The 21227-nt window shown below is 74.5% G+C and carries 12 protein-coding genes and 2 pseudogenes; 3 read left to right on the top strand and 11 right to left on the bottom strand.

Translation table 11 applies throughout. The features are described 5' to 3' along the window. Position 1 precedes the first annotated feature (1 nt). The 3 genes from J1792_RS21930 to eccB all read right to left on the bottom strand — a co-directional run bounded on the left by J1792_RS21930 (position 2) and on the right by eccB (position 4437). On the bottom strand, positions 2-1342 hold the full coding sequence (locus tag J1792_RS21930) for an outer membrane protein assembly factor BamB family protein (protein ID WP_207248027.1): 1341 nt from the start codon (positions 1340-1342) through the stop codon (positions 2-4). A 266-nt stretch (positions 1343-1608) separates the two neighbouring features. Further along, positions 1609-2856 carry a type VII secretion-associated serine protease mycosin gene (gene mycP, locus J1792_RS21925; protein WP_086573719.1) on the bottom strand — a complete coding sequence of 416 codons (1248 nt, stop codon included), beginning with the start codon at positions 2854-2856 and terminating at the stop codon, positions 1609-1611. 12 nt (positions 2857-2868) lie between these two features. Continuing rightward, a complete protein-coding gene (gene eccB, locus J1792_RS21920; protein WP_086573717.1) occupies positions 2869-4437 on the bottom strand; it encodes a type VII secretion protein EccB in 1569 nt (522 codons plus the stop codon). Positions 4438-4651: 214 nt separating this feature from the next. Here eccB and eccE point away from each other — a divergent pair, with 214 nt between their 5' ends. From eccE to J1792_RS35115, 3 genes are all read left to right on the top strand, one after another. Further along, a complete protein-coding gene (gene eccE / locus J1792_RS21915; protein ID WP_207248026.1) occupies positions 4652-5938 on the top strand; it encodes a type VII secretion protein EccE in 1287 nt (428 codons plus the stop codon). Beyond that, positions 5938-6672 carry a hypothetical protein gene (locus J1792_RS21910; protein WP_086573713.1) on the top strand — a complete coding sequence of 245 codons (735 nt, stop codon included), beginning with the start codon at positions 5938-5940 and terminating at the stop codon, positions 6670-6672. Before eccE ends, J1792_RS21910 begins: the two co-directional genes overlap by 1 nt. A gap of 195 nt (positions 6673-6867) precedes the next feature. After that, positions 6868-9864, top strand: coding sequence for an SCO5717 family growth-regulating ATPase (locus tag J1792_RS35115; protein WP_307843058.1), 2997 nt, complete (start codon positions 6868-6870; stop codon positions 9862-9864). Between the two features lie 76 nt (positions 9865-9940). Here the strand turns inward: J1792_RS35115 and J1792_RS21900 are convergent, their stop codons facing one another. The 8 genes and pseudogenes from J1792_RS21900 to J1792_RS21865 all read right to left on the bottom strand — a co-directional run bounded on the left by J1792_RS21900 (position 9941) and on the right by J1792_RS21865 (position 21165). Beyond that, positions 9941-10906 carry a bifunctional riboflavin kinase/FAD synthetase gene (locus tag J1792_RS21900; protein ID WP_086574273.1) on the bottom strand — a complete coding sequence of 322 codons (966 nt, stop codon included), beginning with the start codon at positions 10904-10906 and terminating at the stop codon, positions 9941-9943. Between the two features lie 185 nt (positions 10907-11091). Beyond that, a pseudogene (locus tag J1792_RS21895) lies at positions 11092-12309 on the bottom strand (serine protease); the annotation flags it as partial. Continuing rightward, positions 12282-15572, bottom strand: coding sequence for a trypsin-like peptidase domain-containing protein (locus J1792_RS21890; RefSeq protein WP_207248024.1), 3291 nt, complete (start codon positions 15570-15572; stop codon positions 12282-12284). The pseudogene J1792_RS21895 and the gene J1792_RS21890, both read right to left, overlap by 28 nt. Before the next feature lie 251 nt (positions 15573-15823). After that, positions 15824-16726 carry a tRNA pseudouridine(55) synthase TruB gene (gene truB, locus J1792_RS21885; protein WP_086568738.1) on the bottom strand — a complete coding sequence of 301 codons (903 nt, stop codon included), beginning with the start codon at positions 16724-16726 and terminating at the stop codon, positions 15824-15826. Then, on the bottom strand, positions 16723-17178 hold the full coding sequence (rbfA, locus tag J1792_RS21880; protein ID WP_086568736.1) for a 30S ribosome-binding factor RbfA: 456 nt from the start codon (positions 17176-17178) through the stop codon (positions 16723-16725). The genes truB and rbfA overlap by 4 nt, the downstream gene beginning before the upstream one ends. 54 nt (positions 17179-17232) lie before the next feature. Beyond that, the gene (locus tag J1792_RS21875; RefSeq protein ID WP_086568734.1) at positions 17233-17529 is read right to left on the bottom strand and encodes a DUF503 domain-containing protein; all 297 of its coding nucleotides are present in this window, start codon (positions 17527-17529) and stop codon (positions 17233-17235) included. Positions 17530-17682: 153 nt separating this feature from the next. After that, positions 17683-20731, bottom strand: a pseudogene (gene infB, locus J1792_RS21870) (translation initiation factor IF-2). A gap of 152 nt (positions 20732-20883) precedes the next feature. Next, positions 20884-21165 carry a YlxR family protein gene (locus tag J1792_RS21865; RefSeq protein ID WP_086570290.1) on the bottom strand — a complete coding sequence of 94 codons (282 nt, stop codon included), beginning with the start codon at positions 21163-21165 and terminating at the stop codon, positions 20884-20886. Positions 21166-21227: the final 62 nt, after the last annotated feature.

The following is a 21227-nucleotide window of genomic DNA, read 5'->3' as shown; positions in this document are numbered from 1 at the left end:
GTCAGTGGAAGGCCATGATCATCATGCTGTCGGTCATGCCGATGTCCGAGACGATGTAGAAGCGCCCGTCACGGAAGTAGGCGGAGCCCATGTGGGCGAGGGTGCGCTCCCGTTCGGCCGATTCCTGCGGAAGGTTCATGAAGACCCTGGAGTCGCCGGTCGCCGGGTCGACGGAGAGCAGCTTTCCGCCCTCTTCCTCGGTGGCCTCCTGGTAGACGAGCAGACGGCCCTCGTGCATGGCGAGCGGACGGTTGGTCCGGGTGCCGCCGAGCGGAGCGGTCCACCGCGGCTTGCCCGTGGCCAGGTCGATGGCGGCGATGGAGTTGAGGCTGTCCTTGTCGGTCTTCGTGGCGAGGTAGAGCGTCCTGTCGTCGGTGACCACCCTGCGGCAGGAGTCCAGATGCCGCGGCCTGCAGGCGTCGAGGTCGTAGGGGCCCGCGGAGACGGATATCAGGGGGCCCATGCGGCCCTTGCCGTCCAGGGTGACGATGTCCGAGGCGCTGGTGTCGTTCTCCCTGCCGACCACCAGCACCGCGGGGCTGACGGAGATGACGTTCTGCACGGCGATGCCGTTGAGGACCTTCCAGGTCCACTTCTCCTGGCCGCTCTTGGGGTCCACGTTCAGGATGAACTGCCGCCCGGTGATGAGCTCGCACTGGGCGAGCGTGAGCTGCCCGGACCCCTTGACCACCGAACCCTGCTGCTGGCAGCCGTAGTCGGAGGCCTTGCTCTGCTTTCCGGTGCGGGCGGCGTAGACGTACGGATCGCCCACGACGTCCACCAGCGTGACCTTGCCGTGGTCGACGGAGATGTTCGCCAGGTCCCGGCCCTGTGTGCGTCCCCTGGAGTCGACCACGTCCTGCGACCACAGCTGCCGCCCGTTCTCGATGTCGACGGCCATGAGCTTGTCGCAGTCGTACTCGCCCTTGCCCCAGACGACCGCCGCCACTCCCCCGTCCGACCCGGTGGAGGTGCTGCAGACGCGCCCGCTGACCGGGAGGGTCCAGCTCTGCTTGCCGCTCTCCCGGGAGTAGGCCGTCACCGCGTACCGCGTGGCCAGGACGATGGTGTCCTTGGTGAACCAGGGCGGAGGGAAGTCGTCCGCGTTCTTCTTGTCCTTGTCCGGCACCGGCGCCATCCAGTCGAGCTTGGCGTCGATGGGCCCGGCGGTCGTCTTCTTCTTGGGTGCGGAATCGTTTCCTCCCCGCCCCCACAGCAGCCAGCCGCCCGTGCCCGCGCCGGCCACCAGCGCCAGCCCGAGCCCGATGGCCAGGGCCTTGCGGCGCTTGGTGGAACCTCCTCCCGCCGGGCCGCCGGCGGCGGCGTCCGGCGTGGCGGACACCGGCCCGAACGGCTGCGGCGCGGGGCCGAAGCCGGGCGGGGCCGTCGCGGCGTCCGCGAAGGACCGGCCGCCGTGGGGCGCCGGGGCCGCGGGCGGCGACGGCTGCGGCTCTGGCTGCGGCTCCGGCTGCGACGGCGCGCGGTCCTCGATGCGGGTGTCCCAGACCTGGGGCGTCCGCGGGTCGTCGGCCTGGGGCGTCCGCGGGTCGTCGCCGCGTGGGGGAGGGAGGGTGGCTGAGTCATGGGTTCCTTGGTGCGAATGCCGCCTCAGGGCAGGCGGCGGCGGTTACGGTCTCGTACGACCACGGCCGATCCGGTGATCATGGCCACCAGGGCGGCCGTGCCGCCCAGGGCGTACGTGGCCAGGCGTACCTGTCGCTCCCGCTCGCTCTCCCCGAAGGGGAGAGCCACGGGCTGGGGGGCGGCGACGGCGTGCGCCGGGCCTTGGGGCGTGGTGACGTGGTCGACGGGGTGGTCGTCCTCGGTGAGCGCGCGGGCGGGGTCGACCACGCCCCAGCCCACGTGGCGGTCGCGGCCGTTGGTGACACGCTCGGCGGTCTGCTCGATCTGGGCGACGACCTGGTGCTGCTTCCAGTCGGGGTGCTTGGCGCGGATGAGGGCGGCGACTCCGGCGACGTAGGGGGCGGCGAAGCTGGTGCCGCGGTCGACGCACTGGCCGCCGCCGGGAACGGTGGAGACCATGTCGACGCCGGGCGCGGCGACGCCGATGAAGTCGCCGGACTGGGAGAAGGGGGCACGTTCGTTGTTGCGGTCGGACGCGCCGACGGCCAGGACGCCCTTGTAGGCGGCCGGGTAGGTGGGCTTGGGCAGGCCGTCGGCGCCGTCGTTGCCGGCCGAGGCGACGACCACGACGTCGTGGTCGAGGGCGTACCCGACCGCGAGCTCGAGGTCGGAGTCCGGGTTCAACGGCATCGTGGTGTCCTGCGAGATGTTGATGACGCGGGCGCCGGCGTCGACGGCCTGTTTGATGCCCACGGCCAGGGTCCGTGTGGTGCCGGTGCCCTTCTCGTCGTTCTGCCGGATCGGGATGATGACCGACTCCGGGGCGATGCCGACGAATCCACTGGCCGGGGAGGGCCGGGCGGCGATGATGCCGGCGACCTTGGTGCCGTGGCCGACGAGGTCGACGGTCGGGCCCCGGGCGGGGTCCTTGGGGCCCGAGAGCAGGTCGGTGCCGCTCTTGACGTCGACGGCGCCGGTCAGTTGCGGGTTCTTCACGTCCACGCCGGTGTCGATGACGGCGACGCGGACCGGGCGGCCGTCGGCGTCCCTGCCCTTGGTGTCCTGCCAGAGCTGGTCGAGGAGGACGCGCTGGAGCGCCCAGGGGGTGCCCTTGATGGGCTTGGCGGGGTAGTCGCACTCCCCGCTGCCGTTCAGGACCGTCGCCGTGGAGCCGCCGGGGGCGGAGGCGGGCGTGGCCGCGGCGGCCGGTGCGAGGAGGGCGGCCGTGAGCGCCGTGGTGGCGGCGAGGGCGGCCCGGCGGGTGAGGCGCATGCGGTGCCCTCCCTACGAACCCTGGGGCTGCCGGGCGCTGTTGGCGTCCAGCCGGGGCCCGGTCGGCAGGAACTGGGACCAGTTCGCGGGGACGGCGACCGGCGTGACGTTCTGGTAGCCGAGCAGGATACGGGCCTGGTCCGCCTCGCTGACCCCGGGGGCCGCGCCGTTCTCCGGGGAGCCGGGCTCCGCCGCCGTCCGTTCCTCGCCGATCTTCGACTTGGCCGTGGCGCTGTCGCTGTTGGACTGCACGGCGTAGCGCAGCCCGGTGTCGGTGACGAGGAAGATCGCGCCGCTGTTCGTCTGGCGCCCGGTGACCTGGCGATAGAGCAGGCCGGAGCCGGGGGTGACGTACGCGCTGGTGGCGCCGTCGGGGATGGTGGCGGGGTACTCCTTGCCCGCCCACACGCCCAGCTTCGGGGTGCCGCCCGCGTCGAGGCCGGCGAAGAGGCTGCAGACGGTGCCCTTGGCGTCGCCGCCGGCGTTGGCCTGGCGCGGCACCTGGGTGGGCCAGTGCCGGTCGCCGTAGAACTCCTGGGCGTCCGGGGTGAAGTCGGCGGCGCTCACCCGCTGGGGCGTGCCGGCCTGGCCCAGCGGGCTGAGGGCGCGGCTGCTGAGGAGGAGCTTGGCGACGAACTCCGAGACGCGGGCCACCTTTCCGGGCAGGACGACGTAGTGCTGGGTGGAGGTGCCGGTCGGGGCCTGCAGGATCATGCCGACGCGGTTGGCCTTGCCGAGCGTGGGCACGCCGGCCGGATCGCCGATGGTGCCGCCGGTCTCGGGGAAGGTGACGGGCGTGCCCTCGCGGAGGGTTCCGAGCCATTCCTTGGTGACGCGCTGCGGCTGGGCGCCGTCGTGGAAGAGGGCGCGCAGCAGGAGGTTGTGGTCGGCCTCGTCCGCGTTCTTCCACTCGGGTCCGCCGATGAGGTAGCGGGTGCCGCCGGGGTCGACGAGGTAGCGGGCGTCGTCCGGTCCCTGGACGTACAGCGCCTGTCCGCCGCGCAGCCGTTGGGTGCCGTCCAGTCGCTTGGCCTTGGGATCGCCGTCGGAGAAAAGGAAAACCGCCTTTTGAGTGGTTTTACCGCCGCCGCCGGGTTGTTGGCAGACTGCCCACTGTTTCTCATTCCCCGCCTGGGCGGCGGAGGGCATTCGGTCCGGTGCGTACGGAATGCCGAGCGTGGGGCCGCGCGGAATGTGTCCGTTGTCGAGCTCGGATTCCCGGACCTTGATCACCCCGGACCTGCCCGGGGAGATGAGGAGCCTGGCGGAGGCGAGATTGAGGACGGGGTGCAGCTGTTTCTTGCCCTCCGTCACGAGCACGACATAGCGGGTGGTGGAGTCGCTGCCGACGATCACATGGGCGCCGACGTCGTCCCAGCCCTTGGGGGCCACCGGCTTGAACACGCCCCACGCACCGAAGCCCGCGACGAGCAGGGCCCCGACGACGATGCCGGGCAGGACCGTGCGCAGCGGGCGCGGCGCGCCTTCCTCCGAGCCGCTGAGCGAAGGCTGCAGAAAGGCGGCAACTGTCCGTTTCTTCGCGAAAGTATAGGCGTTGAGTTCATCCCGCCGAGATGCCATGTCGAGTCGTTTCTCCCCCGTTTTCCCTGCGACTTCACTGGCGCCTTGACCACGGCCGCGGCCGCCGCCCGATCGGATGCGGTGTCATACCGAGCCTCTACTATGCCCGTAGGTGATCGGCACCTGCCGCCGGGGGACGCCACCGGGCCCGGTGGCGACGGAGGCTGCGGCCGATTTCCGGGGATTCATTACGGGACAGGGGGGATCGACGGCCATGGCCGCCACCACGCGCGTACGGGCCGCCGCCGGCCCGGAGTCCGGCGCCGACGCGGTCACCCCGCGCCCGGCCCCCGGACACGGCTCGCAGGGCCCGGTGCGGCTGCGACAGCTCGTGCTGGTCGAGGTGGCGGCCGCCGTGGTGGTCACCGCCTGGGCGGCCGCGCGGGCCCTGCTGGCCCCCGCGATGGCGCTCGCCCTGGTCCTGGTGCTGCTCGCGCTGGTTCGCCGGGGACGCCGGCCGGTCACGGAGTGGCTGGCGTCGGCCGTCGCCCTGCGGCGGCGCGGCGGCCGGGCCGCGGCCTGGCCGCCGGCCGCGGGCACGGACCCCCGGCTCGCGCCGCTGATGGAGTGCGAACCGGCGCTGCGCACCGCCTCCTTCGCCGTGCGCAACGACCGGACGCTCGGGCTGGTCGGCGACGGCACGTTCCTGACGGCGGTGTTGCGGGTCGAGGCCGTGGACCGGCCGCTGCGCGCGGACCGGGTGGCGGGCGCGCTGCCGCTGGGACTGCTGCGGGACGCCCTGGACATCGACGACATCCGGCTGGAATCGGCGCAGGTGGTGCAGACGACGCTGCCCTCCCCCGCCCCGGATCTGCCCGCCGGAGCGCTGCCGGTCGCGAACTACGCACCCCTGCAGGCCCTCACGGGCTCCCCCGCCGTACGCCAGACCTGGGTGGCGCTGAAATTCGACCCCGAGCTGTGCCCCGCGGCCGTCGAGGCGCGCGGCGGCGGCACCGAAGGGGCGCGGCGATGCCTGCTGCGGGCGGTCGACCAGCTGGCGAGCCGGCTGCGGGGGGCCGGATTCGCCGCGACGCCCCTGACCGAGGACGGTCTGACGGCCGCCCTGGCGGCGGCGGCCGACCTCAATCCGGCGGCCACGGACCGGGCGGCCCTCGCGCCCGTGCCCGCCCGGCGGACCGCCGAGAGCCCCCGGGCCTGGCGCTGCGACGACCGCTGGCACACGACGTACTGGGTGAGCCGCTGGCCCCGGCTGGGCGGGGGCGCGGCTCCCCTGCCGCAGTTCGCCGCGCTGCTGACCTCGCTGCCCGCGCTCTCCACCACGCTGAGCCTCACCCTCGGGCGGGGCCGGACGGTGCACCGCCGGCACGCGCCGACCGTGTCGGGACACATCCGCATATGCGCCCGCAGTGCGGACGAACTCCACGATACCGGGCGGGAATTGGAACGCACCGCCAAGGCCGTACGAGCGGGGATCGTGCGGCTGGACCAGGAGCAGGTGCCCGGCGTGCTCGCCACACTGCCGCTGGGAGGCACCCGCTGATGAACGCCGGCACACCTGTGAACGCCACGCCCCGGCCGCGGTTGGGCTTCGGCCTGCTCGGCCCCCGGCGCGGGCGGCACGAGCTGTCGCCCGAGCAGTTCGACGCGCTGGCCCTGCCCGTCGGCGACGACGGCGTGGTCATCGGCTCCGACGCGCAGGGCGCACCCGCCGTGCTGGGCCTCGCCCGCCCCTCCGCGTTCGACGTCGTGCTGGTGGGCGGCGCGTGGACGGCACAGGTCCTCGCCCTGCGCGCGGTCGGCACGGGCGCGCGGGTCGCCGTCGAGACCGGGCGTCGGCAACTGTGGAGCACGCTCGCGCAGTCGGCCAACAGCGGCCGGCAGTGCGTCACGCTCCACGACGTCGGCCGCGTCCCGCCCCAGGGGCCGTCGGCACACAGCCCCGTGCTCCTCGTCCGCGACTGCGGGGCACGGCCGCCGCGCGGCCGGGTCGGCGCGGCCCCCTGGCAGTCCGTCCTGACCCTCCTGCCCTACCTCGGCCCCACCACTCCGCGCCTCATGGAGCGGGCGGACCTCGTGGGAGTGCAGCGCGTCGCCCCCGAAGAGGCCCTGCTGGTGGGCCGCACGATGAACCTTCCCGCCGACGACGTCGAAGCGCTGTCCGCCCTTCCGGACGGGGTCACGCTGTGGTGCACGCCTTCCGCCCGCACCTATGTGACCACGCGTCCGACCGAGCCGGAGACGGGCCTCCTGGGCGCCGCACGACGCATGGAGTGACACGCCGCGAGCGGGGTGGGGCGGGCCTGACGCCGTGATGCGGATGACGATTAGTCTGTATGAACGTACGCACTGGAGAACCGACGCCGGGCCTGTCGCGTGACAGCCGACGAGAACGGGCGTTCGGGGCGACAGGAACGGTCGGCCCCGCCGGATGACATCCATGGGCGCCGGACCACACCAGCAGGAGGCATTGTGAGCAGCGATCGGGACGAGATCCGCGCGGCCGGGAAGACAGCCGGCGAGGACCGGCCCGACACCGAGCACGAACCCGAACACACGGGTGAGTTCACCATCGATTACACGCCGCCCGCGTGGTACACGCAGACCACGACCCCGGCCACCGACCCGGCTCCGGCGCCGGCCCCGGCCCCGCTCGAGGAGGCTGTTCCGGCTCCGGCGGACGAGGTTCCGGCTCCGAGCCCCGTCGACCTCGCCACCATGGCGTTCTCCGCCGTGGAGCCGTCCCCCGAGCCGGTCGCGGAACCGGCCGCCGAACCGGCCGCGCCGCAGGCGCCCGTGGGGGCGTGGACCCCGCCGCCGGTGCCCCAGGGGCGCTGCCGCCGCTGCCGCCCGACTTCCCGCCCGCGATGCCGCCCGCGCCCCCGAGCGCCCCGCAGCCCGCCGCCTACGAGCTCCCCACCCGCACCCCGACGCGACGGACACCCCGGAGGCGGCGCCCGCCGCCGCGCCTACCGCTCCGGAGGGCCACGACCACCCCGCACCGCAGGGCGGTTACGGCTACCCCGGCCCGGAAGCGGCGGCCGTCCCCGCCCCGACCGGCGGGTACGGCTACCCCGGCCCGAGCACGCCGCCCGCTCCCCGGCCGCACCGGACTTCCCGGCCACGCCGGCCACGCCGGTCGCCGAGACGCCCGTAGCGCCGCAGGAAACGCCGGAGGCCCTTGAGGTCCCGGCCCAGGCGGTTCCAGCGACCCCGGAAGCCCCCGAGGCCCCGGCGGTCGCGACCGTGCCGGTCGTCCAGGAGGCCCCCGAGTCGCCGGTGGCTCCGGCCGTACCGGCCGCCCCGTCGCCGAGACGTTCACGCCCCAGGAGGCGCCCGTCACGCCGACGGCTCCGCCGGCTCCCGAGGCCCCGGCTCTCCCGGCTGTTCAGGCGTCCCCGGAGGCGCCGGCCGTCGACGCGTCCGCGCCGCAGGCCGCACCCGCGGCTCCTGCGACCCCGGCGACCCCGGCCGTCCCGCCTGCCGACGCACCGGCGCTGGACGTCAACGCCCCGGCCCGTACGCCACTCCGGCCCAGGCACCCGCACCGGCGCCGGCGCCGGTCCCGCCCATTGCTCCGGTCGCCGACGCACCCGCGCCCCCGCCCACGGCTACCCGACCCCCGCCACCCCGGCCCCGGCCCCGGCCCCGGCCCCGGCCCCGGCCCCGGCCCCGGCCCCGGCGCTCAACGCGCCCGCGCCCACCGCGGGTTACGCCTACCCCGCGCCCACCGCGCCCGCGCCCGCGCCGCAGGACGGCTACGGCTATCCGCGGCCGGACCTGACGGCCGTTCCGGCACCGGCGCCCCTCACGGCCGCCCCTGCCGCTGCGGCCCCGGCCCCAACTCCTCAGGACGGCTACGGCTATCCGCGTCCCGACGCGGCGGCCGCCCCGGCCGTCCACGCCCCCGTCCCGGTCGCCCCGCCGGGCGGCTACGGCTACCCCGCCGCCCAGCCGCCGGGTGCGCTGCCCCCGGCCGTCGTGCACGGTCAGCCGGCGCCGGGTCAGCCCGCGCCCGGCCCGTACGCGCCGCCGTCCCCCCTCCAGCCGCAGGCCCAGGCCCAGCCGTACCCCGGCATGCCGCAGCCGCAGGCCGACGGCGTACCGCAGGAGGTGCGGGAGGCCCTGGACCGGGGGCCGAGCCAGCCCCAGCCGTGGGCGGGGGAACAGGGCTACCCCGCGCAGCCGGTGGCCGACGACGGCGGCGTGCCCGGGGCGCCCGTCGACCCCCGTGCCGGGGGCTGGCCGACCATAACGCCCGAGCAGCGGCAGCGGTCCGTGCACGGGGCGCCGCTCGGGTTCACGGCGGCGGTGGAGCTGTCCTCCGAGCGGCTGCTCAAGGGCAAGCCCAAGCCGCGCAAGCAGCCCAGCAACCGCTTCAAGTTCGGCGGCAAGAAGGAGGAGGCGGAGCGTCAGCGCAAGCTCGAGCTGATCCGTACGCCCGTGCTCTCGTGCTACCGGATCGCGGTCATCAGCCTCAAGGGCGGCGTCGGCAAGACGACGACCACCACCGCGCTCGGTGCGACGCTCGCCAGCGAGCGCCAGGACAAGATCCTCGCGATCGACGCCAACCCCGACGCCGGTACGCTCGGCCGTCGCGTGCGCCGCGAGACCGGCGCGACGATCCGCGACCTGGTGCAGGCGATCCCGCACCTCAACAGCTACATGGACATCCGCCGTTACACCTCGCAGGCGCCCTCCGGACTGGAGATCATCGCCAACGACGTGGACCCGGCCGTCTCCACCACCTTCAACGACGAGGACTACCGGCGCGCCATAGACGTGCTGGGCAGGCAGTACCCGATCATCCTCACCGACTCGGGCACCGGCCTCCTCTACAGCGCGATGCGCGGGGTGCTCGACCTCGCCGACCAGCTGATCATCATCTCGACGCCGTCCGTCGACGGCGCCAGCAGCGCCAGCACCACCCTGGACTGGCTGGCGGCGCACGGCTACGGCGAGCTGGTGTCGCGCAGCATCACGGTGATCTCGGGCGTCCGGGAGACCGGCAAGCTGATCAAGGTCGAGGACATCGTGTCGCACTTCGAGACCCGCTGCCGCGGCGTGGTCGTCGTGCCGTTCGACGAGCACCTGGCGACGGGCGCGGAGGTCGACCTCGAGATGATGCGGCCCAAGACCCGCGAGGCGTACTTCCACCTGTCGGCCATGGTGGCCGAGGACTTCACCCGGGCCCAGCAGCAACAGGGCCTGTACGGAGCACCCGCGCCCCAGCAGGTTCAGCAGGCCCATCAGGCGCCCGCCGGGTACGCGCCGGAAGCGGCGCCCTACCCCTACGCCCCGGGCCACCAGCAGCAGCCCATGGCGCAGCCGGGCGCGTATCCGCAGCACCCCCAGCCGTACCCCGACCAGGGCCAGCCGTACCCCGACCAGGGCCAGCCGTATCCCGACCAGGGCCAGCCGTATCCCGACCAGGGCGGCTGGTCCCAGCCGCAGCCGCCTCAGCAGTAGCCGGAGGCGACGCGAAGGGCCCCGGGCGCACAGCGCCCGGGGCCCTTCCGCGTCACGAGGCGGGCAGGTGTCGCGGTCAGCCCGCGACGACCGCCGCCTCGTGCGCCGCGACCATGTCGCGCGCCCGCTTCACGTCGTCCGCCATGCACTCCAGGAGTGCCTCGATGGACTCGAACTTCTCCATGCCGCGCAGGTAGGAGAGGAAGTCCACGCCCGCGTGCAGCCCGTACAGCTCGAGGCCGACGCGGTCGATGGCGTAGGCCTCCACGGTCCGCTCGGTGGCGTCGAACTGCACGTTCGTGCCGACCGAGATCGCGGCGGGCATCGACTCGCCGCCGGCGGTCAGCCATCCCGCGTAGACGCCGTCCGCGGGGATCGCGGTGTGCGGCAGCGTCTCCACGTTGGCCGTCGGGAAGCCCAGCTCGCGGCCGCGCTGCGCGCCGCGCACGACGACGCCCTCGACGCGGTGCGGGCGGCCGAGGATCTCCATCGCGCCCGCGACGTCGCCCTCGGCGACCAGGCGCCGGGCCAGGGTGGAGGAGAACGGCAGTCCGCCGCCCGCCTCACCGGAGACGAAGAGGTCGATGACCTCGACGCCGAAGTCGTAGGTGGCGCCGAGCTCCTCGAGGAAGCCGACGTCGCCCGCCGCGCGGTGGCCGAAGCGGAAGTTGGGGCCCTCGACGACGAGCTTGGCGTGCAGCTTGTCGACCAGCACCTTCACCACGAAGTCGGCCGGCGACAGCTTCGAGAACTCCGCCGTGAACGGCAGGATCAGCACCGCGTCCACGCCGAGCTCCGCGATCAGCTCCGCGCGCCGGTGGTGCGGCGCCAGCAGCGGCGGATGGCTGCCGGGGCGGACGACCTCGCTGGGGTGCGGGTCGAAGGTCACCACGACCGAGGGGACGCCGAGCTCGCGCGCCCGGTCCACGGCCCGGCCGATGATCAGTTGATGCCCGCGGTGCACGCCGTCGTACGAGCCGATGGTGACGACGCTGCGCCCCCAGTCCTGGGGGATGTCCTCCAAGCCACGCCAGCGCTGCACTGTGCCCGCTCCTCGCCCGAACCCGAACCTTTGTCTGTCTGATGACGCAGGACTAAGAGTGCCATGCCGGTTGGCGGCGTCCCGCATCGGCCGGTGCGGTGCCGGTCACGTCCGCTGGGTGCGTGGGATCCGATGCGCCCCCTGACCCCTCCCACCCCCTTCTCACGCCCCGCCGTCAGCCGGATGCGGGCGCTCGGGCCCACGACCACGGCCCACTGCGCGGGCGCCGATTTCAGCCATCCGCGTACTTGATCGCCGAAGACCGGCACCTCCCGGGCCAGCTGCGTCAGCCGCCGGTCGAAGCACGCGGCCCCCTCGGGCGTGCGGGCCATCAGCAGGCCGGTGCGGTGGACGAGGTCGCGGGTGCGGGCCTCGGTGCGCTCGGCGGCGCCCGCCGCCACCGCTCTCAGCAGCGCGTCGAGGACGGTGGCGTCCCGCTCGGACGGCCCGTACTCCTCCCGCTCCATCAGCACCTCGAGCAACTCCTGGCGCAGGGGCCGGGAAACCGGGGTGCCGGGGTCGGCGAGGACGGGCGCGAGGGCGCGGCGGACGTGGGCGGGCCGGGTCCGCAGCAGGTCCACCACCAGCGGGAAGATCACGGAACGGGCGGCGGGGCCGTCCTCCAGGCGGCGGTCGACGAAGGCGGCGGCGTTCTCCGCGCCCTCCGGGCGGTGCTCGACGTGCTCCCGTACGAGGTCGGCGACCCGGCGGGCGAGGGCCGGGGCGGCGACCTCGGCGAGCGTGCGCAGCACGGCGGCGGGCCGGTCGCCCGGTTCGTAGAGCCGGGCGCGGAAGGCGGCCAGCACCGGCTCGGGGTGGGTGGTCAGGGCCGGGGCGAGGACCTCGGGCGGCAGGTGGGGGTCGCCGGCCGCGAACCGCCCGACGGCCTGCGGCAGGTGCCGGGCGCGGGTGCCGGGATCGCGGACGAGCAGGGCGAGCGCGGTGCCGTGCAGGGCGCCCTCGGCGGGGCGGGCCAGCAGGGCGAGCGCGGAGAAGCGCAGCAGCTCGCGGTCGGCGTCCGTGGTGACGTGGGGCGCGGTCCGCAGTCCGTACGCGGCGGCGGCGACGTGGCGCTCGACACGTTCGTCGTGCGCCCACCGGTCCACGGCCCGGCAGAGCGCGGACGGCTCGTCCTCGGCGAGGGCGGCGAGCAGTTCGTCGGCCCGGGGGTGACCGGCCTGCACGAGCGCCTCGGCGAGGTCGTCGATGGCCCGCCTGCGGTGGGTGTGCAGCAGCGCCTGGGCGGCGGTGGCCACCGTGGGCCGCACCAGGGCGCCGTCGGGAGCCGTCTGCAACGGCCGCTCGTCGCCGAACCAGCGGCAGAGCAGGGGCTGCGCGACGCAGGGGTTGTCCGCCAGCAGGGTCGCGACGGCGGTCAGGAAGCGGTCCGCCTGGGGCTGGCCCAAGGGACCCAGCGGCTCCCCCGTCCCCGCCGGGGCGGGGGTACGGGCCGTGGCGCCGCCGCGCGTCTGGCCGGGTACGTGCGGGAGGGGGCCGCCCCGGGAAGGGGTGGAATCGTGCGCCTGCCCGCTCTCCGGCCGGCGGCCGGAAACCGTGGGCCGGGCCGCCGCCCGGGCCGCTCCGGCGCGCGGCTTTCCGCCGCCACGCCGACGGCCGGGCACCCGGCCGACCACGGGCTCGCGGGCGCCCTGGGCGGAGCCGACGGGGTCGTCCGCGGCCCGGGGGCGCCGTCCTCAGCCTCGGCCTCATGCCGCGCCTGACCCGGTACGCGCGCCCCCGCCCCGGCCTCGTCGGTGGGCCTCCCGTCCGCGTAGGCGTCCGCGTCGGTCTCCCAATCGCCACGCGTGCGTGCCGGGGCGTCGTCCTCCTCCGTCCCCTCGCCCCGGTCCCCGGCGGCGTCCGGCGCGGTGTCGTGTCGCTCGCCGACCAGGGCGTCCACACCGGCGCCGACGCCCCCGCCGAGCTCCCACTCGACGTCGACCCAGCCGCCGACGTCACCGTCCGCCCCGGAGTCGGCCACCCCGGCCTCGTCCGTCACCCCACCCGCACCACCGACAGCGATCGCCGGGCCCTCGGCAGCACGGCCCGTACCGACCGCACCCGCCGCGCCCTCCGCCCCGCCGACCGCCCGGCCCGGGACCGCCCCGCGCCCCGCGCCCGCCGGCAGCGCGGCGTCCTCCGCACCCGGCGCGCCGAGGGCGTCCTCGGCCGCCGCCGCTCCCGGGGCGGGGCCGTCGGCCGGGAGGAGGATGCGCAGGAGCTCGAGCCGGTCGGCGAGGACGAGCGGGACGCGGCGCCAGAACCACGGGCCGAACTCGGCGAGACCGCCCAGCGCGGGGGCCGCCTCGCCGTCGAAGCCGCCGACGGCGACCGAGCGGGCGGTGACGCGCTCGGCGAGCAGGCGCAGCACGCCCAGGTAGGGCGTGGCGTCGGAAACCCGCAGCAGCGTCTCGCCGAGCAGGTGGGCGGCCCACCAGGAGGGGTCACCGAGCGGCCGGCCCGCGCCCTCCTCCTTGGCCTCGGCCTCCGCCGCCCGCTGGGCGAGCGTCTCGACGGCGTGGACGAGGGCGCTCAGGCGGCGGGAGAGCTCGTTCGGCCCCGATCGGCGGGCCAGCAGGAGCATCGCCTGCAGCACGGGCCCGATGCGGTGCCGTGGCACGGGCAGGGGCCGGGGCGGCTCCGCCGGGGCGCCGCGCTTGCGGCGGCGGGACGCGCCGGCCCGCGCGGCACCGGCGGAGCCGGGCGGGGGCGGTACGTGGCCTCCGGGCACGGGCATGGGGCCGCCGCCGGCCCGCGAGGGCAGGCGGACGGCGGCCTCGGCGGGCGGGCCCTCCGGTTCGTACCAGCGGTGGACCAGCGCGTGCAGCGCGGCGTCGAGGTCGAGGTGGGTGCCCTGCAGCCAGTCGGCGAACTCCTCGTGGGCGAAGCGGTAGCCGGAGCCGGCCGGTACGAGCAGGCCTTCGGTCAGGACGGCGGACGCCCAGCCCGTGCGCCAGGGGAACAGCTCCTCGAACGCCTCCCGCTCGAGCTCGCCCTGCCCCGGCCCGAGGCAGCGCCGGGCGGCCTCGTGGACCTGTCCGGCCACCCGGGCGGCCAGCCTACGGACCGCGGCGCCGCGCAGCGGCGGCCTGCGGGCGGCGGCGAGCCGGACGGCGATGCGCAGGCAGACCAGGTCGAGGTGGGCGGCGAAGACGCCCCAGCGGTCGGGGGCGGCCTCGCCGTCGCCGCCGGCGCCCTCCGTGCCGTCCGGGAGCGCGGCCCGGACCTCGGCGAGGAGCCGGAGGGCCAGTGGGTGGCCCGCGTCGGCGGGGTCGATGGCGTCCGGGGGGATGCCGTAGGAGGCGCGTGCCTCGGCGGCCTGGCCGGGGGTCAGCGCGGCCAGCCGCGTGCAGGGCGGCAGGGCGCGCGGGCCCGGCGCGGACGGCAGGTCGCGGGGGCCGTGGAGGGCGTGCGGGGGGAAGAGCGCGCCGGCGGTCTCCCAGTGCTCGGGCCGGCAGGCCACGATCAGGCGGACGGCGTTGGCCTCGAGCCACTTGGCGGTGGCGGCCGTCCAGGCGGGCAGGGCGTGGGCGAGGACGGGCGGCATCTCCTCGGGCCCGTCGAGGAGGACGAGCAAGGGGCGGCCCATGCGGCGGGCCAGCTCGGCGACGGCCTCCGGGGTGGCGGCCGAGGTGTCGCCGACGGTGCCCGTGGCGCCCGCCGAGGCGGTGACGATCCGCCCGGCGGCGGTGAGGGCGCGCGCGAGGGCGTCCCGCACGCTCTCGTCGCCCACGCGCAGGTCGGCGCCGCGCAGCCAGAGCGTGGGGGCGGGCTCGGCGCCGCGCGCCCGGCGCCCGGCCAGCGCGCCGAGCTCCGTGGTGCGGCCGGTGCCGGGGTCGCCGACCAGCCCGAGGACGTAGCCCCGGCTGCCCGGGCCGGCCTCCGCGAGGTCGAGGAGGTCGACGAAGTCGAGGAAGCGACCGAACTCGCGCTCGGTCTCCGGGCGCTCCACGGGGTCGCGCCAGACGCGCGGGGTGACGACCGAGCCCAGGGCGGTGGCGGTCAGCTGCAGCGCCCCGGCGAGGTTGAGGTCGGCTCCGAAGGCCGGGACGCTGGCGTCGTTGCGGTGCAGCAGCTGGGCCAGCGGCCCGTCCGGGTCGGCCGCGGCGGCCGCGCGCAGCGGGATGGCGAAGCCGGCGGCCCGGCGGTCGGCCTGCAGCGCGGTACCGAGGACGGCGATGACGGCCCCGCCGACGGCGTCGAAAACGGGTCCGCCGGTGGCCTCCTCGCCGAGGCGCAGCCCGGCGCGCTCGGACAGCGACAGCTCCAGCGCCGCCCCGAGCAGGTGGAAGCGGTCGGTGGCGGTGTAGGTGACGGGGACGTCGCCGATGATCCGGGCGTTGTGCCAGCGCCCGGCGCGCAGCCGTACGTCCTTGCCGCCCTCGACCCGCTCGGCCGCCGCGACCGGCAGCGGGGGCACGCACAGGCCCTCCGTACGCACCAGGGCGAGGTCGAACTCGGGCAGGGGCGTGACGTCCTCCGCGGAGACGACGCAGGTCAGCTCGCCGTGGGCGTGCAGCACCAGGCGGGCGAGGCCGTCGACCGCCTCATGGCTGGTGATCAAAGTGCCGCGGTCGTCGGCGAGGAATCCCGTACCTCGCGCGCGACCGGCGAGGTCGCGGATGCGTACCAGCGACTCTTCGGCATCGGTCCGCCGACCGTTCATCCGAGTCGAACCTCCCGCCGTGTTCGTCCACACGACGGTAGGCAGCGGATGATCGGCGAAACCAGATCACATCCTGAACGCGCCCCCTTCCACCCCCCTGGTTCACTCCGAGCGCCTGCCCGTTGGGGTGAATCATCCGTCCCGGATGGATAGAGACCAGTGGGAGGGGGACCGTGGGGCGGGGAGCGCGCGTCGCGCGATCCCCGCCCCACGGTGTGCGGGGCCGCCCGAGGGCGGCCGCCGCGGCGTCGCTAGACGAAGACGGCCAGGCTCTTGGCCTTGCCGCCCTGGTTCTCCACCAGCACGAGGAAGCGGCCGTCGGGGCCGAAGACCGCGAGGGGCCCGGTGGTGCCGAACATCGGCACCTTGATCCGGACGCCGTTGGCCAGCAGGCGGGCCTGCTCGGCGTTCACGTCCCAGCGCTGGAAGGCGGCGGAGGCCGCCTCGGCGACGGGCATCACGGTCAGCTCCTCCTGGAGCTGGTCGAGCGTGCGGGCGTCACCGATGCCGTACGGACCGACCCGGGTGCGCCGCAGCGCGGTCAGGTGGCCGCCGACGCCCGTGTCGGCGCCCAGGTCGCGGGCGATGGCCCGGACGTAGGTGCCGGAGGTGCAGACGACGGAGACCAGCAGGTCCTGCACCGGGGTGCCGTCCGCCGCCTCGGCGGGGTGCACGGCGTGCACGGTGAAGGACGAGATCGTCACCGGCCGGGCGGGGATCTCGAAGTCCTCGCCCTCGCGCGCCCGCTTGTACGAGCGCACACCGTCGATCTTGATCGCGCTGACCTTGGACGGCACCTGCATGATGGCGCCGGTCAGCTTGGCGACGCCGGCGTCGATGGCCTCGCGCGTGACGCCGGAGGCGTCGGCGGAGGAGGTGATCTCCCCCTCCGCGTCGTCCGTGACCGTGTTCTGCCCGAGGCGGATGGTCGCCACGTACTCCTTCTCGGTCAGCGCGAGGTGACCGAGGAGCTTGGTGGCGCGCTCGACGCCGAGGACGAGCACGCCGGTCGCCATCGGGTCGAGCGTCCCCGCGTGGCCGACGCGCCGGGTGCGGGCGATGCCCCGCATCTTGGCGACGACGTCGTGCGAGGTGAAGCCGGCCGGCTTGTCGACGATGATCAGGCCGTCCGGACCGCTGTACTTCTGCTTCATTCGGCGGCAGCGTCCTTGTCGTCCCCGTCCTCGCCGGGCTTGCGGTACGGGTCGGCCTCGCCGGCGTACCGGGCGCCCGAGGAGGCCTGGCGCACCTGGGCGTCCGAGGCGCGCGCCCGGTCGAGGAGGTCCTCGATGGCCCGGGCGTTGTCCGGCAGGGCGTCCGCCACGAACGTCAGTGTCGGCGTGAACTTGGTGCCCGCGGCACGGCCGACCTCGGAGCGCAGGATGCCCTTGGCGCTCTCCAGCCCGGCGGCCGCGCTGGCGCGCTCCTCGTCGTCGCCGTAGACCGTGTAGAAGACCGTGGCCTCCCGCAGGTCGCCGGTGACCCGGGTGTCCGTGATGGTTACATGCGAGCCGAGCCGCGGGTCCTTGATTCCGCGCTGCAGCTTCTGAGCGATCACCTCGCGGATGAGGTCCGCCAGCCTCTTCGCCCGCGCGTTGTCGGCCACTGGTCCGTCTCCTTCTCGTCTTCCAGCATTGTGCTCTCGGCGCCAGCCGACCGCTCAGTCGTCATGGTCGCCGTGGAACCGCCGTCGTACCGACAGCAGCTCCACTTCAGGACGTGCGGCGACCCAGCGCTCGCAGCGGTCCAGTAGGTCTGTGAGGTGCCCCGCGTCCCCGGAGACCGCCGCCACGCCGATGACGGCCCGGCGGTAGAGGTCCTGGTCGCCGACCTCCGCCACGCTCACCGCGTACTTGCGGTGCAGCTCGGCGACGATCGGGCGGACGATGGAGCGCTTCTCCTTCAGCGACCGTACGTCGCCGAGAAGAAGGTCGAAGGACAGTGTCCCTGCATACATGCGTTACGGGTGAGGCCCACCCGGGAGGCGTGAGTGATGTGCCGGTACCTGGCGGTACCTGATGTACGACCTCTTCGAACCGTACACGCAACGGCCGGGGCCGATCGACGGAAATATGATCCGCCGACCGGCCCCGGAGTGGAGCTACGCGATTCAGCCGCGCGGCTTCTCGCGCATCTCGTACGTCGCGATGACGTCGTCGATCTTGATGTCGTTGAAGTTTCCGAGGTTGATACCGCCCTCGAAGCCTTCGCGGATCTCGGTGACGTCGTCCTTGAAACGACGCAGACCGACGATGTTGAGCTCCTCCGCGATGACCTTGCCGTCGCGGATGAGGCGCGCCTTGGTGTTGCGCTTGACCTCGCCGGAGCGGATGAGAACACCCGCGATGTTGCCCAGCTTGGACGAGCGGAAGATCTCGCGGATCTCCGCCGTACCGAGCTCGACCTCTTCGTACTCCGGCTTCAGCATGCCCTTGAGGGCCGCCTCGATCTCCTCGATCGCCTGGTAGATGACCGAGTAGTACCGGACGTCGACGCCCTCGCGCTCGGCCATCTGCGTGGCACGGCCCTCGGCGCGGACGTTGAAGCCGATGACGATGGCGTCGGAGCCGGTCGCCAGGTTGATGTCCGACTCGGTGACCGCACCCACACCGCGGTGCAGGATGCGGATGTCGACCTCTTCACCGACGTCGAGCTGGAGCAGCGAGGACTCGAGAGCCTCCACCGAACCGGACGCGTCGCCCTTGATGATGATGTTGAGGTCCTGCACCAGGCCGGCCTTGAGCACCTTGTCGAGGTCCTCGAGGGACACCCGGCGGGTGCGCTTGGCGAAGGCGGCGTTGCGCTCACGCGCAGCGCGCTTCTCGGCGATCTGGCGAGCCGTACGGTCCTCGTCGACGACGAGGAAGTTGTCGCCGGCGCCCGGGACGTTGGTCAGACCGAGGACGAGGACCGGGGTCGACGGACCCGCCTCTTCCACGTTCTGGCCCTTGTCGTCGAGCATCGCGCGGACACGGCCGTAGGCGTCACCGGCGACCATCGTGTCGCCGACGCGGAGGGTACCGCGCTGGACGAGCACGGTGGCCACGGCGCCGCGGCCACGGTCGAGGTGGGCCTCGATCGCAATACCCTGCGCGTCCTGCTCCGCGTTGGCGCGCAGGTCGAGCGAGGCGTCCGCGGTGAGGACCACGGCCTCCAGCAGGCTGTCGATGTGCAGGCCCTGCTTGGCGGAGATGTCGACGAACATGGTGTCGCCGCCGTACTCCTCGGCCACCAGACCGAACTCGGTGAGCTGACCGCGCACCTTGGTCGGGTCGGCACCCTCGACGTCGATCTTGTTGACCGCGACCACGATCGGCACGTCGGCCGCCTTGGCGTGGTTCAGCGCCTCGATCGTCTGCGGCATCACACCGTCGTTCGCCGCCACCACGAGGATCGCGATGTCGGTGGACTTCGCACCACGGGCACGCATGGCGGTGAACGCCTCGTGACCCGGGGTGTCGATGAAGGTGATCGCGCGCTCTTCGCCGTTGACCTCGGTGGCGACCTGGTACGCACCGATGTGCTGCGTGATACCGCCGGCCTCGCCCGCAACGACGTTCGTCTTGCGGATCGCGTCCAGCAGTCGGGTCTTACCGTGGTCGACGTGACCCATGACGGTCACGACCGGCGGACGGGAGACGAGCATCTCCTCGCCGCCCTCGTCCTCACCGAACTCGATGGAGAACGACTCGAGGAGCTCGCGGTCCTCCTCCTCGGGGCTGACGATCTGAACCCGGTAGTTCATCTCGTCGCCGAGGAGCGTCAGCGTCTCGTCGGACACCGACTGGGTGGCCGTGACCATCTCGCCGAGGTTCATCATCACGGCGACGAGCGACGCCGGGTTGGCGCCGATCTTCTCCGCGAAGTCGGTGAGGGAGGCACCGCGGGACAGACGAATGCTCTCGCCGCCACCACGGGGCAGCATCACGCCGCCGACGGACGGGGCCTGCATGGCCTCGTACTCCTGGCGCCTCTGCCGCTTCGACTTACGGCCACGACGGGCCGGACCGCCGGGACGGCCGAAGGCACCCTGCGTGCCACCACGGGCACCGGGGCCGCCGGGGCGACCGCCGAATCCGGGACGACCGCCGAAGCCGCCGCCGCCACCGGGAGCGCCACCGCCACCGGGACGACCGGCGAAGCCGCCGCCGCCACCGGGACGACCGCCGCCACCGGGACCGGCCGGACGACCGGCGAAGCCGGGACGACCGGCACCGCCGCCGGGACGACCTGCGCCGCCGCCGGGACCGCGACCGCCGCCGCCGGGGCCCGGACGCGGGCCGGCAGCGGGACGCTGCGGCATCATGCCGGGGTTCGGACGGTTACCGGCCGGGGCACCGCCGGGACGCGGAGCGCCACCGGGAGCCTGCGGACGGGGCATGCCGCCGGGCGTCGGACGGGCACCGCCCTGACCCTGCGGACGCGGGGCGCCGCCGGGACCGCCCTGCGGACGGGGAGCACCGGGACCGCCGGCACCCGGACGCGGGGCGCCACCCGGACGGGGGGCCTGCGGACGGGCCATGCCGGTGGAGCCACCGGACGTGAAGGGGTTGTTGCCCGGACGGGGACCGGCCGGACGGGCGCCACCGGGACGCGGGGCACGCTCACCCTGACCACCCGGGCGCGGGGCGCGCTCGGGACGGCCGCCGTCACGCTGACCGGCGGGGCCGGGACGCGCGCCGGGGCGCGGACCGGGGGCACCACCGGGACGCGGCGCGGGGCGGTCCTGGGAGGGGGCGGCCGGGGCCGGCGCGGAGAACTCCGCGGCGGGCACCGGGGTGACGGGGGCCGGCTTGGCCGGAGCCGCCGGAGCGGGCTTCGGGCCGGGGCGCGGACCAGGGGTCGGCGCGGCGCCGGCCGGCTTGGGGGTGGTGGGGTCTCCGCAGCCGGCTTGGGGGCCGGGGCAGCGGGACGGGGGCACCCGGAGTGGGGGCACCCGGCTTCGGCGCTGCCTTACGCGGCGCCGCGGGCTTCGCAGCGGACTTGCCGGCGTTGCCGCCGGGTCCCTGCAATGCGTCAGTCAACTTACGGACGACCGGCGCCTCGATGGTCGAGGACGCCGAACGGACGAATTCACCAAGTTCTTGGAGCTTGGCCATGACGACCTTGCTCTCCACTCCGAACTCCTTGGCGAGTTCGTATACCCGGACCTTAGCCACTTCGCTCCTTCTAGGTCCGGGTGTCCGCCGGACCGTCGCTACTTCATGGGCGTACTCATCGCGTACTCATCGAGTGCTCATCGCAATCTCGACCTACTTCCAACTCGCGAGGTACCTGACGTGGGTCATCCCCGCATGATCGCGGGGCCGATCTACTGCTGCTCGGTCTGTTCGACGTACTGGCGCAGTCGCGCCGTGTCGAGCGGTCCCGGGACCTTGAAGGCCCGGGGAAACGCCCGGCGGCGCACCGCCAGATCGAGGCAGACCAGTGTGGGATGCACGGAAGCACCCCGGCCGGGCAGCGTACCGCGAGGATCGGGGACGCACTCGCCCTCGATCACCACGGTCCGCAGCAGTTCGCCCTTGGCCGCTCGCTCCCGGCACCCCACACAGGTGCGCTCAGGGCATGCGCGGGCATGCGTCCGGCCAGACACTGGTTAAGTCTACCTCCCCGCGCCGACCTCACCCCTTCGGGGCACTGATCGTGCGCGTATGC

This window comes from Streptomyces triculaminicus (assembly GCF_017349075.1).
GTDB lineage: Bacteria > Actinomycetota > Actinomycetes > Streptomycetales > Streptomycetaceae > Streptomyces > Streptomyces triculaminicus.
This window is presented reverse-complemented; position numbering and strand designations above follow the sequence as displayed.

Excerpts from the sequence above, each read along its gene's own strand:
- mycP (WP_086573719.1), bottom strand. The coding sequence starts at position 2,856 with ATGCGCCTCACCCGCCGGGCCGCCCTCGCCGCCACCACGGCGCTCACG.
- eccB (WP_086573717.1), bottom strand. The coding sequence starts at position 4,437 with ATGGCATCTCGGCGGGATGAACTCAACGCCTATACTTTCGCGAAGAAA.
- eccE (WP_207248026.1), top strand. The coding sequence starts at position 4,652 with ATGGCCGCCACCACGCGCGTACGGGCCGCCGCCGGCCCGGAGTCCGGC.
- J1792_RS21910 (WP_086573713.1), top strand. The coding sequence starts at position 5,938 with ATGAACGCCGGCACACCTGTGAACGCCACGCCCCGGCCGCGGTTGGGC.
- J1792_RS21890 (WP_207248024.1), bottom strand. The coding sequence starts at position 15,572 with ATGAACGGTCGGCGGACCGATGCCGAAGAGTCGCTGGTACGCATCCGC.
- truB (WP_086568738.1), bottom strand. The coding sequence starts at position 16,726 with ATGAAGCAGAAGTACAGCGGTCCGGACGGCCTGATCATCGTCGACAAG.
- J1792_RS21875 (WP_086568734.1), bottom strand. The coding sequence starts at position 17,529 with ATGTATGCAGGGACACTGTCCTTCGACCTTCTTCTCGGCGACGTACGG.